The sequence below is a fragment of the Streptomyces argenteolus genome (assembly GCF_042902585.1).
GTDB lineage: Bacteria > Actinomycetota > Actinomycetes > Streptomycetales > Streptomycetaceae > Streptomyces > Streptomyces argenteolus.
The window spans coordinates 263,605-275,338 of the sequence record NZ_JBIBEG010000004.1; the positions used below are offsets into that span (position 1 = coordinate 263,605).

15 protein-coding genes are annotated in these 11,734 nt (G+C 71.5%); 8 read left to right on the top strand and 7 right to left on the bottom strand.

What is annotated here, in order from left to right:
- Positions 1-149: 149 nt before the first annotated feature.
- Both ACFY8O_RS17175 and ACFY8O_RS17180 read right to left on the bottom strand, forming a co-directional pair.
- A complete protein-coding gene (locus tag ACFY8O_RS17175) occupies positions 150-917 on the bottom strand; it encodes an NPP1 family protein (RefSeq protein WP_387903030.1) in 768 nt (255 codons plus the stop codon).
- Positions 918-1,036: 119 nt separating this feature from the next.
- Positions 1,037-2,179 (bottom strand): hypothetical protein, encoded by a 1,143-nt coding sequence (locus ACFY8O_RS17180; protein ID WP_387903033.1) that lies wholly within the window; start codon positions 2,177-2,179, stop codon positions 1,037-1,039.
- Between the two features lie 163 nt (positions 2,180-2,342).
- Here ACFY8O_RS17180 and ACFY8O_RS17185 point away from each other — a divergent pair, with 163 nt between their 5' ends.
- The gene (locus ACFY8O_RS17185; RefSeq protein ID WP_387903036.1) at positions 2,343-2,849 is read left to right on the top strand and encodes a GNAT family N-acetyltransferase; all 507 of its coding nucleotides are present in this window, start codon (positions 2,343-2,345) and stop codon (positions 2,847-2,849) included.
- A gap of 70 nt (positions 2,850-2,919) precedes the next feature.
- On the opposite strand, the gene ACFY8O_RS17190 is transcribed toward ACFY8O_RS17185, so the two are convergent.
- Positions 2,920-3,732: a PepSY domain-containing protein gene (locus tag ACFY8O_RS17190; RefSeq protein ID WP_387903039.1), complete on the bottom strand. Its 813-nt coding sequence runs from the start codon at positions 3,730-3,732 to the stop codon at positions 2,920-2,922.
- A 195-nt stretch (positions 3,733-3,927) separates the two neighbouring features.
- Positions 3,928-4,182: a DUF5133 domain-containing protein gene (locus tag ACFY8O_RS17195; protein WP_387903041.1), complete on the bottom strand. Its 255-nt coding sequence runs from the start codon at positions 4,180-4,182 to the stop codon at positions 3,928-3,930.
- 284 nt (positions 4,183-4,466) lie between these two features.
- Here ACFY8O_RS17195 and ACFY8O_RS17200 point away from each other — a divergent pair, with 284 nt between their 5' ends.
- The 6 genes from ACFY8O_RS17200 to ACFY8O_RS17225 all read left to right on the top strand — a co-directional run bounded on the left by ACFY8O_RS17200 (position 4,467) and on the right by ACFY8O_RS17225 (position 9,431).
- On the top strand, positions 4,467-4,721 hold the full coding sequence (locus ACFY8O_RS17200) for a DUF6296 family protein (protein WP_145807386.1): 255 nt from the start codon (positions 4,467-4,469) through the stop codon (positions 4,719-4,721).
- A 138-nt stretch (positions 4,722-4,859) separates the two neighbouring features.
- Positions 4,860-5,621 carry a DeoR/GlpR family DNA-binding transcription regulator gene (locus ACFY8O_RS17205; protein ID WP_387903711.1) on the top strand — a complete coding sequence of 254 codons (762 nt, stop codon included), beginning with the start codon at positions 4,860-4,862 and terminating at the stop codon, positions 5,619-5,621.
- Positions 5,618-6,565, top strand: a complete 948-nt coding sequence (gene pfkB / locus ACFY8O_RS17210) for a 1-phosphofructokinase (protein ID WP_387903044.1) — start codon at positions 5,618-5,620, stop codon at positions 6,563-6,565. The genes ACFY8O_RS17205 and pfkB overlap by 4 nt, the downstream gene beginning before the upstream one ends.
- Before the next feature lie 82 nt (positions 6,566-6,647).
- Positions 6,648-8,642: a PTS fructose transporter subunit IIABC gene (locus tag ACFY8O_RS17215; RefSeq protein ID WP_387903047.1), complete on the top strand. Its 1,995-nt coding sequence runs from the start codon at positions 6,648-6,650 to the stop codon at positions 8,640-8,642.
- 77 nt (positions 8,643-8,719) lie between these two features.
- Positions 8,720-8,992 (top strand): HPr family phosphocarrier protein, encoded by a 273-nt coding sequence (locus ACFY8O_RS17220; RefSeq protein ID WP_145807393.1) that lies wholly within the window; start codon positions 8,720-8,722, stop codon positions 8,990-8,992.
- Positions 8,993-8,999: 7 nt separating this feature from the next.
- Positions 9,000-9,431, top strand: a complete 432-nt coding sequence (locus tag ACFY8O_RS17225) for a protein-tyrosine phosphatase family protein (RefSeq protein WP_387903051.1) — start codon at positions 9,000-9,002, stop codon at positions 9,429-9,431.
- Between the two features lie 25 nt (positions 9,432-9,456).
- Here ACFY8O_RS17225 and ACFY8O_RS17230 read toward each other — a convergent pair whose 3' ends face one another.
- Both ACFY8O_RS17230 and ACFY8O_RS17235 read right to left on the bottom strand, forming a co-directional pair.
- Positions 9,457-9,744, bottom strand: a complete 288-nt coding sequence (locus tag ACFY8O_RS17230; protein WP_145807397.1) for a hypothetical protein — start codon at positions 9,742-9,744, stop codon at positions 9,457-9,459.
- A gap of 125 nt (positions 9,745-9,869) precedes the next feature.
- Positions 9,870-10,301, bottom strand: a complete 432-nt coding sequence (locus tag ACFY8O_RS17235) for a DUF2000 family protein (RefSeq protein ID WP_387903054.1) — start codon at positions 10,299-10,301, stop codon at positions 9,870-9,872.
- A gap of 87 nt (positions 10,302-10,388) precedes the next feature.
- Here ACFY8O_RS17235 and ACFY8O_RS17240 point away from each other — a divergent pair, with 87 nt between their 5' ends.
- Positions 10,389-11,189, top strand: coding sequence for a helix-turn-helix transcriptional regulator (locus ACFY8O_RS17240; RefSeq protein ID WP_387903057.1), 801 nt, complete (start codon positions 10,389-10,391; stop codon positions 11,187-11,189).
- Here the strand turns inward: ACFY8O_RS17240 and ACFY8O_RS17245 are convergent.
- Positions 11,186-11,692, bottom strand: coding sequence for a mycothiol transferase (locus tag ACFY8O_RS17245; RefSeq protein ID WP_387903060.1), 507 nt, complete (start codon positions 11,690-11,692; stop codon positions 11,186-11,188). The two genes, ACFY8O_RS17240 and ACFY8O_RS17245, sit on opposite strands and share 4 nt — an antisense overlap.
- Positions 11,693-11,734 lie beyond the last annotated feature (42 nt).

Genomic DNA, 11,734 nt, shown 5'->3' on the forward strand with positions numbered 1-11,734 from the left:
GGGGCCACCTTGAAATTGTTTTTTGTCGTGCGTGCCCCGGGCGGCAACGGGGGGGTTTACCCGGGCGGCCCGCGGGGGGGGGGGGGGGGGGGGGCCCGGGGGGGGGGGGGGGGGGGGGGGGGGGCGGGCGGCCCGCCCCGGCTCCCGGGTCAGGCGTAGGAGTCGAAGGGGATTCCGGCGGGTTCGGCCTTCTCCAGGTGGCCGGCGAAGTTACCGTCCTTGAGACCGAAGACCGCGCTGCCGAAGTCGGCCTGGCTCAGCTTGTCGCGCAGGCCCGCCGGGTAGCCGTTCCACCCGACGAGGCTGGGGTAACGCCAGTTGTGGTAATGGTTCTCCGGCGGTTCGTCGTTGGAGTTGGCGGGGCGGAAGCAATGGGTGCTCAGGCCGTCCTTGTGATAGACGATCTTGGGATGGGTTCCTTCCCACCGGATGGCATCGGCGCCGTAGGTGTCGAAGTCACCGTGCGCGGAGGTGGACACGTACCGGGCTTCGTTGTTCTGGATCCACACCACGACGTGCTCCCAGTCGTGGCGGTGGCCGCCGAGGCCGCTGCCCGCCACCGCCTGGTCCTTCTCGAAGTAGAGCCCGTACATGACCGCGCACCAGCCGTTGTTGCACTTGGAGCGCGCGTAACCGTTGGTGTTGTCCAGGTCCTGGATGTCGTGGCAACTGCCGTTCACCGCACCGGTCGTGTTGAGACCGGTGGCTATCGTGCCGTCCGAACCGATGGCGGGCGTCGGGTAACAGCCGTCGGTGTCGTAGTCGTACGCGGGCTGGAAGGTCTGCTCCAGCCCGTCCGCGTTCGCCGGCAGCGCGCCTGGCGGGGCGGCGAACGCGCTGCCCGCGGGTGCGACGACCAGCGCGACGGCGCCGGCCACGGCGAGCGACGTCCTGCGGATCGGGGCTCTGCTTCTCACTGTGGTCCTCCCGGTCGGCGCGTGGTGGGGTCACGCGGCTACGCATGACATGCCCACAGCAAGAAGCGCGAACACCGGTACCTCGCCACCGGATCACGACAGGACGGAGGAGGCGCGCCCTACGACGTGGAGCGGCCTCCGGTCGCTCCGACGGAAACTGCGGCGCCGGTGCCGCCGGCCTGCGCGTTCCGGCCCGGCCGCAGGGTCCAGGGCACCGGTTCGGTGTTCGTGAGCCACCCGTCGGCGATCAGCCGCCGGATGACGAAGATCCGCAGGTCCCGCGACATCTTGCCCCAGCCCATGCCCTGGCAGAACTGCTTGACGGACGGACCGTGGCCGTGCGAGGCCCGGAAGGCCGCGGCGAACCGGGCCGCGGGAGGCCCCTGTTCCGGGAACTTCGCTTCCCAGACGCCGTACGCCTGCCGCACCTTCTCCTCGAACTGGGCGGGCACGGGCGTACGCATGAAGGCCTCCGACACCCTGGCGGTGGTCGGCGCGCACTCGGGGCAGTTCTCGACCGCCTCCACGTGGCGTCGCAGGGCGACGCTCACACCGGCCTTCCATTCGTCCCAGCTCGGCGGTTCCTCCACGGCCGTGCCGGCCACCCGGGGCGGGGCCTCCTCCAGGGGGCGCATACCCGACAGATGCCGTACGGCGTCGCCCAGCAGGTAACGGTCCCCGTCCTGTTCCCGCAGGAACCCCTTGGCCAGCAACTCCGGCAGAGCCGCGCGGGACTCGGGCGGCAGTTCAGCGGGCAGGGTGCCGTAGTCGTCGGCCGGGCCGTGCGCGGCAAGGAAGAGGGCCGCCAGCCGTGCGGCTGTGGAGGTCTTCCTGACAGGCTTGGCGGACAGGCTCCTGCTCGTCCATCCCGAGACCCGGGACCGCATCGCCTTGCCGAAGGGCAGTCGGCCCCCGGCGAGTTCCGGGACGGTGATCCCCACGGGGGTGACGAGGTCGTCCCCGAAGAGCGCCTCCTGACCTCGCCACCCCAGGGCGGCGACAGCGGTGAGCGCACCCTCCGGATCAGCCAGGCGCAGGGAGCGCAGGTCCTGACCGGTGAGATTGCCTACTCCACCCCGCGCCGCCCGGATGGAGACGACCACCGCGAGAAGCCGCGCATCCGCACCCGTCAGCGGCAGCGAGGCCACGTACGCCAGGAGCTCACGGGCGGCCACCCCCTGCCGGGGCGTCAGCAGAAAGGCGAACGGCTTCGGCGCCGGTGAGGCCTGGACGGGGCACGGGCCCGGGGAGGAAGGAGGCACGCCCTGTACAACGTGCGGACTGCGCCGAAGTCACCGTTCGTACTTACATACGAGCACAGTCCGGCAGGGGGACGGTGAGGCGGCCGGGCGCGGACCGGTCCTGCACCGGCGAGAGCTGCTCCCCCACCCGCAACCCGGCACGTCCGGCCGATATCGTCGCCGGATGACTGCCCTTGAGCGCCTTCGTCCCGATCACGCTCCCGCCGTCCTCGCCTTCGAACGCGAGAACCGCGCGTACTTCGCCGCTTCCGTGCCGGACCGGGGCGACGGTTACTTCTCCGGCTTCGCCGCACGGCACGCCGAGCTGCTCGCCGAACAGGCGGCCGGCGTGTGCCACTTTCACGTCCTGACGGACGGCGACGGGGCCGTGCTGGGACGGGTCAACCTCATAGATGTCGAGGGCGGGTCCGCCGAGCTCGGGTACCGCATCGCCGAGCGTGCCGCGGGCCGGGGCCTCGCCACCTCGGCGGTGCGTGACATGTGCGCGTTGGCCGTCGCAGACTACGGGCTGACGGAGCTCAGGGCGAGGACGACGGCGGACAACGCGGGCTCCCGGGCCGTGCTCGCCCGTACGGGCTTCACGGAGACGGGGACCCTGACCCTGATGGGCAAGCCCGGACTCCGGTTCGTCCGGCATCTGGTGGACGGCCGAGCCCGTCCGGCCCCCTGACCGCACCCGGACGCACATCGGTGGCGCACCGCGATGCGGTCCGCCACCGATGAGTCCGTCGGTACCGTGATCAGCTCTCGTCCGTCTGCTCGTCCGTGATCGTGCCCTTCACCGCGTCCACGTCGAAGGTGGTCTTGTTGTAGCCCTTGGAGACCACATCCACCTTCCAGACCAGGACCTGGCTGTCGTTCTCCTCGAGGGACATCGACGTCACCCAGCCCTCCTGCCGGTCCGTGGCGACCTTGGCGGCCTGCTGGGGCGTCTGCGTCGCCTTGGCGATCTGGGCCGCCAGCTCCTGCTTGTCCGCATCGGTCTGATCGGCGTCCGGCGCGAAGTCGACGACCTCACCGGACACCGCGTCGATGGTGACGTTGTGGGCGGTGCCGTCCTTCTCGGCGACCTCCGCGATCCACTTGGGACCGGCGGCGCTTCCCGTGGGACTCGGGCTGGGGCTCGCCTCGGGGCTCGGGCTGCCGGTCGGACTTCCCGTCGGGCTGCCGGTCGGGCTGGGGCTGCCGCTCGCGTCATCATCGTCGAGGCCCTCGAGGTCGAGGTCGGTCAGCTTGCCACCGGACACCTCGCCGACCGCGGTCGTGGCGGCCTTGTCGAAAGTGACCTTGACGCTCGAGAGCAGTTCCTTGCGCTTGGTCTGCTCCTCGGTCAGCTGCGCCGTCGCTGTGGGGCTGCCGGAAGGGCTGGTCGTCTGGTTCGGAAGGACCTTCGCGGCCTCGGAGGTCGCCGCGGCTGTCTTGTCACCGCTGTCCTGACCGCAACCGGTCACGAGAGTGGCGGCAAGGGCAGCGGCACAGAGGGCGCCGCCGGCAACACGGAGCCGGCGGGCACGCGGGGAAACGGTCTTGTTTCGGCGGGGCTCAAATCTCATGCTTGCATGCCTAGCCGCCCGGGCGAACAGTCATGTTGTCCGACCGGCGGGTGTCACCCGATCGACGGCGCCGTCCGCCCATTCGGCGTGTCGTCGCACCGCCGGCCCCCCGGCACGGTCACGCGCGGGCGCGAAGACGGACGAATGACGCCGGTTCGGCAGAACCGGCGTCATTCACGTGGGCGTGGTATGGAGTCAGGCGGTCAGCTGCACCTCGGCCGGCGGGGTCGGCTGACCCAGCGACCCCGCGGACGGTACCGCCCGCAGCTGCGCCGCCGCGGCGGCCAGGGCGTCGGGCACGGTCCTGGTCCCGGTGGTGACGCAGAGCGTGTAGGAGACGTCGTCGAGCCGGCGGCTGCTCTCGGAAGTGCCCAGCCGTGCATGGGCACTTCGCAGTGCCTCGTAGCGCTTGACGAGATTGCGCAGCGTCGCGGGATTGGCCATCAGCACGGCAGTTCCTCTCCACAGGGCGGCCGGGAGCCCGTGGGCCCCGCGCCGACGATGTCCGATCGCGCCGGCGGTCCCGCCTGGCGTCACGGGCGGCCGTGCGAAGCTGTCAGCACGCGTCCGATCCCTTGCAGATGATGGTCGCCCCACCTCACCCGTTCCGCATCCTCAATCACGGACAGTCACACGGACGGACTCGCGGAGCGCCACCCGGTCGAGTGGGAAACAATGGGACGTGACGGGCGGCCGACGCTGCCGCGCCCGCCCGGCCGGTCGGGAGGTCAGCCATGGATTATCCGGAAAGCTACGAGCTCATGTTCCAGGCGGGAGGCGCCGAGGACGACGTCGTCGTCGTCCACCTGACGGCTCGCTCCGGCGCCGGCGGTTACCCGGTGTACGAGGACGAGACCGGAATCGTGCGCGCCGAGATCAGTGAGCGCGGCGAGGTCCGCATGCAGGCCAGCGGTGGCCACCAGGTACTGGGCGCCCCCTTGCGCGCCCGGCCGCTGAGCGGTCCCGCAGCCACTCAGCGCCCGCACTGACCACCGGACCGGCCTGTCGCCCGACCCTGAGAGCCCGTTCACGCCCACATCTCGTCCGAATGTGTTTACTTTCCGAGAACACATCCGTAGTCTGCCGGTGAAACCACAGACTCGGGCATGAAACGGAAACGTAACCACATGTACGCACCGGAGCGGCAGCAGGAGATCCTCCGTATCGCCGGCGAGAGCGGCCGGGTCGACGTGCTGTCGCTGGCCGAACAGTTCCAGGTGACCGCGGAGACCGTGCGGCGCGACCTCAAGACGCTCGACCGGGCGGGGCTGCTGCGCCGGGTCCACGGCGGAGCCATTCCGGCCGGGCGCCTGGGATTCGAGCCGGATATCGCCGAGCGGGACACCGTGGCCGCCGACGAGAAGGACCGCATCGCCGCCGCGGCCCTGGGTGAGCTCCCGGCCGAGGGCAACGTCATCATCGACGCGGGCACCACGACCGCACGGCTGGCCGCCGCCGTCCCGATCGACTCGCGCCTCACCGTGGTCACCCATGCCCTGCCCGTCGCAGCCCGCCTGTCCGACCACCCGGGCATCGCCCTGCACCTGGTCGGCGGCAGGGTCAGGCACCGCACCCGGGCGGCCGTCGACGCCTGGGCCCTGAGCGCGTACGCCGAGATCAACGCGGACGTCGTCTTCCTGGCCACCAACGGCTTCTCGCCCGAGGGGGGCCTGACCACCCCGGACCTGGCCGAGGCCGCGGTGAAACGCGCCGTCGTCGCGGCGGCCCGCCGGGTGGTGCTCCTCGCCGACTCGGGCAAGTACGGCCAGGAGCACTTCGCGCGATTCGGCGACCTGTCCCAAGTCGACCTGCTCATCACCGATACGGGACTGAGCCCCGAGGACGCCCGGGCCGTAGAGAGCCAGGGCACGGAAGTGGTACGCGCATGATCCTCACCATCACCCCCAATCCGAGCCTGGACCGGACGTACGAGCTGCCGGGACTCACCCGCGGCGCCGTCCTCCGGGCCACCGGCGACCGGGTCGATCCCGGGGGCAAGGGCGTCAACGTCTCCCGCGCGGTCGCCGCCGCCGGGCACCGCACCGTGGCCGTCGCGCCGCTCGGCGGGCCGGAGGGCGCACTGCTCGCCCGGCTCCTCGGGGAGCACGGCATCGAGGCGGCAGGCGTCCCGATCGCGGGAAGCACCCGGATCAACATCACGCTCGTCGAGCCCGACGGCACGCTCACCAAGGTCAACGCCGCGGGACCCGAGGTCACCTCCGCCGAGGCGGAAGCCCTGCTGGACACCGTCCGGTCCCGCTCGGCGGGGGCGGACTGGATCGCCTGCTGCGGCAGCCTGCCGCGCGGGCTGCCGCCGCGCTGGTACGCCGAACTGGTCGCCCGCAGTCATCGTGCGGGGGTCCGGATCGCCCTGGACACCTCGGGTGCGGCGCTGCTCGCCGCGCTGCCGGAACAGCCCGATGTGATCAAGCCGAACACGCAGGAGCTCGCCGAGGCCGTCGGCCGTCCGCTCGCGTCGGTCGGTGACGCGCTCAAGGCCGCACAGGAGTTGTGCGATCTCGGGGCGCGCTCGGTCCTCGCCAGTCTGGGCGCCGCCGGGCAGTTGCTGGTGGAGCGTTCCGGAGCGTATTTCGCCAGCGCTCGCGTGGACGCCGTCCGCAGCGACGTCGGGGCGGGAGACGCCTCGCTCGCGGGCTTCCTGTCGGCCGGCGGCACGGGCCGGGCAGCTCTCGCCGCCGCGGTGGCGCACGGCGCCGCCGCCGTACAGCTGCCGGGGAGCCTCATGCCCGCGCCCGCCGACCTCGATCCGTCCGCCGTGGTCACCACGGCGGACATCCCCGTGGACCTGGCTCTGACGGAGCAGGCCGCATGACACGCCGCGCACACGGCAGGTCGGACGAGTCCCCCACCCCCCGCACCGTCCTCGGGACGGTCCACGAGCAAGGAGCCCCGCGATGAGTGAGCTGATCACCGCGGACCTGGTCGATCTCGATCTGTCCGCCGAGACGAAGAGTGAGGCCGCGCGTTCGCTCGCCGGCCGGATGGTGGCGGCCGGCCGCGTGACGGACCTCGACGGCTTCCTCGCCGACGTGGCGGCACGTGAGGCCCAGATGCCGACGGGGCTCGACGGAGGCATCGGCATCCCGCACTGCCGGAGCGAGCACGTCACCGCTCCGACACTCGCGTTCGGCCGCAGTCCCCAGGGCATCGACTTCGGTGCTCCTGACGGTCCTGCGGACCTGATCTTCCTGATCGCCGCCCCGGCGGGCGCGGACGACGATCACCTCACCATCCTGTCGAGCCTCGCCCGGCGCCTCATGGACCCCGGCTTCACCGGGGCGTTGCGGGCGGAGAACGATTCGGCGACCGCCGCGGCCCTGATCCGCGGCGATCAGGCGCCGGCGGGCGCGCCCGGGCCCGGCACCCAGGAGGCAGAGGAGCCGGAGCCGGACGTCACCGAGCCGGAGACCGTGCGGCCCTTCCGGATCGTCACCGTCACGTCCTGTCCGACCGGGATCGCGCACACCTACATGGCGGCGGAGTCGCTGGAGGCCGCGGCACGTGCCGCAGGCGTCGAGCTGAGCGTCGAGACGCAGGGATCCGCAGGCTTCGCGCGGCTGGATCCGGCGGTCGTCGCCGCGGCGGACGCGGTCATCTGGGCGCATGACGTGGAGGTGCGCGAGAAGGCGCGGTTCGGGGGCAAACCGATCGTCGACACCGGGGTCAAGGCCGGGATCAACCGGCCGGCCGAGCTCATCGCGGAGGCCCGTCGCAAGGCCGAGCAGGGCGAGATCACCCGGATCGCGGACGACGGCGCGGGCACCGGATCGGGTGGCACCGGCGCGGCTTCCGGGCACTTCGGCGTCCGGCTGCGGACGTACCTGATGTCGGGTGTCAGCTACATGGTGCCGTTCGTCGCGGCGGGAGGGCTCCTCATAGCCCTGTCGTTCGCCATCGGCGGCTACGAGATCGCGAGCGCGAAGTCGGTGGCCGAGCACTTCGTCTGGGGCGAGGCCGACAGCTGGGCCGCGCTGCTCAACCAGATCGGCAGCGCCGCCTTCGGATTCCTGGTTCCGGTGCTCGCGGGGTACATCGCGTACGGCATGGCCGACCGGCCGGCTCTCGTGCCCGGGTTCGTCGGCGGAGCCATCGCCCTCACGATCGACGCGGGCTTCCTCGGCGGCCTGGTCGCCGGTCTGCTCGCGGGCGCGGTGGTGAAGGCGATCCAGCGGGTCGAGGTCCATCCGACCCTGCGCGGCATCATGCCGGTCCTGGTGATCCCGTTGCTGGCCTCGGCGGCGGTCGGCTTCCTGATGTTCATCGTCGTCGGCAAACCGATCGCCTCGCTCCAGAACGCCCTGACCGACTGGCTGAACGGGCTGTCGGGTTCCAACGCGGTCATCCTCGGCGTCGTACTCGGCCTGATGATGTGCTTCGACATGGGCGGCCCGCTGAACAAGGTGGCGTACGCCTTCGCCGTCGGCGGTCTGGCCGACCCGACCCCGGGCAGCCTGAAGGTCATGGCCGCGGTGATGGCAGCGGGCATGGTGCCTCCGCTGGCGATGGCTCTCGCCACGACCGTACGCGCCAGGCTGTTCACCCGGACCGAGCGCGAGAACGGCAGGGCCGCCTGGGTCCTGGGCGCGTCCTTCATCACCGAGGGCGCGATCCCGTTCGCCGCGGCCGACCCACTGCGGGTGATCCCGTCCGTGATGGCGGGCGGCGCGGTGACCGGAGCCCTGTCCATGGCCTTCGGGTGCTCGCTACGTGCCCCGCACGGAGGCGTGTTCGTCGTCCCGCTCATCGGCGAGCCGTTGCTGTACCTGCTGGCCGTCGCCGCCGGAACCGTGGTGTCCGCCGCTCTGGTCGTCACCCTCAAGGGCGTGCGGCGCGATCAGGACACCCCGCTTCCCGCGACCGGCGAAAGCAAGGTCACGGCGGCGGCGTGACGTCCCCCTCCCCCGGCGTCGCCTCCCGTACGTCCCTGAGCGCGGCGCGAGTTCCCACCTCACACAAGGAGTCAGCCATGTACCAGCGAACCGTCACCGTCGGTTCCCGGAGCGGCCTGCACGCCCGGCCCGCCTCTCTCTTCGTGCGGGCGGCCACGCGCCTGCCGGTCCCGGTGACCGTGGCGCGCGAAGGCCGTGACCCGGTCGACGCCCGGAGTATGCTGTCGGTCCTCTCCCTGGCCGCGCAGCACGGCGATCTGCTCGTGCTGTCCGCTGTCGGTGAAGGCGCGCCCGAGGCGGTCGACGAGCTGGCTGTCCTGCTGGCCGAGGACCACGACGGGAAGGCGTGAGCGGAGCATGGACACCTGGGATCCGGCGGGGGCGGGGGTGCTACGGCTGCCTTCGGGACGTCTGGTCCGGGGGCGCGGCCTGCGCAACCCGCTTCCCGAAGGTCCCGCGCCCTCCTTCGCGGTCCATCTCCTGGGCGGCCCCCCGCCTCCCGTGCCCTGGGAGTCCAGGTGGCTGCGCTGGCCGGACTTCCGTCTGCCGTCCGACCGCCCCGCGGCCCGGGCCGTGCTGACGGAGGTCTGGAACCGCGCACCGCACCAGCGGCTGGAGGTCGCGTGCTGGGGCGGCAGAGGACGGACCGGCACGTCTCTGGCCTGCCTGGCCGTGCTGGACGGTGTTCCGGCGGACGAAGCGGTCGCCTTCGTCCGCCGGCACTATCACCCGAGGGCCGTGGAGACCCCGTGGCAGCGGCGGTACGTGGTGCGCTTCGCGGAGGGCTGACGCGCCCGGCCGCCGTGGGCCGAGGTCACTCCACCGTGTGCGGAACCGGAACCGTGGCTCCGCCGCCGGCGCGTACGGCCTCGACGACTCTCTGGTGGAAGGCCCGGCTCTCTTCCTCGGAAGGGCACGGCACAGGACTGCCGGCCAGTGTGAACCAGTCCGAAGCGCCGCTGTACTGCACGGCGACTTCCGCCTGGCCTTCGGTCCATGTCGTGTGAACGGTCAGATCGCCGCTCACGACTCCTACCTCTTCGGTGCGCACTCCGCCGGTTCCCGCGAAGACACCGAGGGTAGTCCACGATGCCCAGTTCATGACCCGTCGCCTTTCGGAGACAATGACAAGCCTGTCTAGCGGACTTGTCATTGAGTATGGCACCGCTGCCCATCACCCGCACGGGTGTGCCCGGCAGTATCCGGCCGGTGACGCCGGGCCACCGGTCAGGGGTGCATGGAGGCCCCCTTGATGATCTTGTCCACGGCGTTGCGCGGCCCGTACACGGCAAGACCCACCAGATCCAGCGCGTCACGCGGCACGGCCCGGACGGCCGCCCTGTTGGCCTTGTCGTGGCCCGTCATGAACAGGTCGGAGGTGAACACGGCTGTGGTCGCCCCCCGGCCGACCGCCCGGGTGTGCGCCGTGGTCAGCAGCTCCTTGGACCCGACGAAGACGAGCACGGGCTGGCGCAGCATGGGCAGGTAGGGGGTGCCGTCGGCATCGGCGTACGGTTCGCCGATCACCTCTGGCATCCGGGTGCCGAGCCCGCTCGTGAGGAAGGCCGTGACGTTGAGGCGCTGCCAGGTCTCCAGGTCGTCGCGGAGCAGTACGGCGATCTTGGTGTCGAAACGTACGGGTGCGTTGTCGTCGGTCATGGCGAAAGCCTGCCGGGACCGGCCGCCGGGAGTCTTGTACGAACTTTGCACGCCGGTGCGGGATGACGCTCTTGTACGCTTCGGGCCATGGGTGCACGGCCGGACATCACCGCGTGGCGTCCGCGGGTCGAGGGAATCGACGAGGTCTTCCACGCCCACTTCGCGGACCACGCGTACCCGATGCACACGCACGACGCGTGGACGCTGCTCATCGTCGACGAGGGCGTGGTCCGTTACGACCTGGACCGTCATGAGCACGGGGCACCGAGCTCGGTGGTGACGCTGCTGCCGCCCCATGTACCGCACAACGGCGACGCGGCCACGCCCGAGGGCTTCCGCAAGCGTGTCCTGTACCTGAACGCCTCGCAGATCGACGCGGACCTCGTGGGGCGCGCGGTGGACAGTCCGGTGCTGCACGATCCGCGGCTGCGGCACCGCGTCGACCAGTTGCACCGGGCGCTGGAGCGGCCCGGCGACGAGCTGGAGGCGCAGAGCCGTCTCGCGTTCGTCTCCGAACGCCTCGCCCATCACCTGGGCGACGAGGTCGCCGCCCCGCCGGCCCCCCGCGGCAGGCTCGCCCACCAGCTCAGGGACCTGCTCGACGAACGCGTCGTGGAAGGGCTGACACTCCGCGCGGCGGCGGAGCGCCTGCACTCCCATCACACCCATCTGGTACGGGCCTTCAGCCAGGAGTTCGGCATGGCCCCGCACCAGTACCTGACGGCGCGTCGTGTCGATCTGGCCCGGCGCCTGCTGCTCGGGGGGATGGGCGCACCTCAGGTGGCGGCCTCGGCCGGCTTCTACGACCAGTCGCACTTCTCCCGGCACTTCAAGCGGGTGGTCGGCACCACCCCCGGGCACTACGCGCGCACCGGGGCCGCCGCTTAGCGGCGCTCCAGCACCCCGCGCACGAAAGCGGCCTGACCTGCGTGCTGCAGGTCGTCGGCGATGACGCTCACGAGGCGCACTCCGAGGGTGACCGGCGGCGACCAGGACTCGTCGACGACGCGTTCGAGCGCCCGGCCGTCGAGGCCCCGTACGAAGTCGAGGGTCCGCGCGTGCACGGCGTCGAAGTAGCCGAGGAGGAGGCCGGCCGAAGCCCGCACGGACCCCACGTCCGCGCTGCTGTGCCCGTAGCCGGTCGAGCTCTTCTCCAGGGGGAGCTCGAAGCGGGAGGCCCAGTCCTGCGCGAACCAGATCTGTTCGGTCCCCGCCGCGTCGGCGACGTGGTCGTCCTGGATCCGGGTGAGGTGCCAGACGAGCCAGGCGATCGAGTTGGCGTCGTCGTCGAGCCTGGCGTCGAGGTCCTCCGGGGCGAGGTCCTCGACTGCGGCGTGCACCACTTCATGGATGCGTTCGAACGCATCGGCGAGAATGCCAGCACTGTTCATACGACCACCATGGCCGGTCCCCCGGCAGGCCTCCGACTCCGA

Bases quoted from the DNA above. Each gene is read 5' to 3' on its own strand.
- ACFY8O_RS17185 (WP_387903036.1), top strand. From the start codon at position 2,343: ATGACTGCCCTTGAGCGCCTTCGTCCCGATCACGCTCCCGCCGTCCTC.
- ACFY8O_RS17190 (WP_387903039.1), bottom strand. From the start codon at position 3,732: ATGAGATTTGAGCCCCGCCGAAACAAGACCGTTTCCCCGCGTGCCCGC.
- ACFY8O_RS17200 (WP_145807386.1), top strand. From the start codon at position 4,467: ATGGATTATCCGGAAAGCTACGAGCTCATGTTCCAGGCGGGAGGCGCC.
- ACFY8O_RS17205 (WP_387903711.1), top strand. From the start codon at position 4,860: ATGTACGCACCGGAGCGGCAGCAGGAGATCCTCCGTATCGCCGGCGAG.
- pfkB (WP_387903044.1), top strand. From the start codon at position 5,618: ATGATCCTCACCATCACCCCCAATCCGAGCCTGGACCGGACGTACGAG.
- ACFY8O_RS17215 (WP_387903047.1), top strand. From the start codon at position 6,648: ATGAGTGAGCTGATCACCGCGGACCTGGTCGATCTCGATCTGTCCGCC.
- ACFY8O_RS17220 (WP_145807393.1), top strand. From the start codon at position 8,720: ATGTACCAGCGAACCGTCACCGTCGGTTCCCGGAGCGGCCTGCACGCC.
- ACFY8O_RS17225 (WP_387903051.1), top strand. From the start codon at position 9,000: ATGGACACCTGGGATCCGGCGGGGGCGGGGGTGCTACGGCTGCCTTCG.
- ACFY8O_RS17230 (WP_145807397.1), bottom strand. From the start codon at position 9,744: ATGAACTGGGCATCGTGGACTACCCTCGGTGTCTTCGCGGGAACCGGC.
- ACFY8O_RS17235 (WP_387903054.1), bottom strand. From the start codon at position 10,301: ATGACCGACGACAACGCACCCGTACGTTTCGACACCAAGATCGCCGTA.
- ACFY8O_RS17240 (WP_387903057.1), top strand. From the start codon at position 10,389: ATGGGTGCACGGCCGGACATCACCGCGTGGCGTCCGCGGGTCGAGGGA.
- ACFY8O_RS17245 (WP_387903060.1), bottom strand. From the start codon at position 11,692: ATGAACAGTGCTGGCATTCTCGCCGATGCGTTCGAACGCATCCATGAA.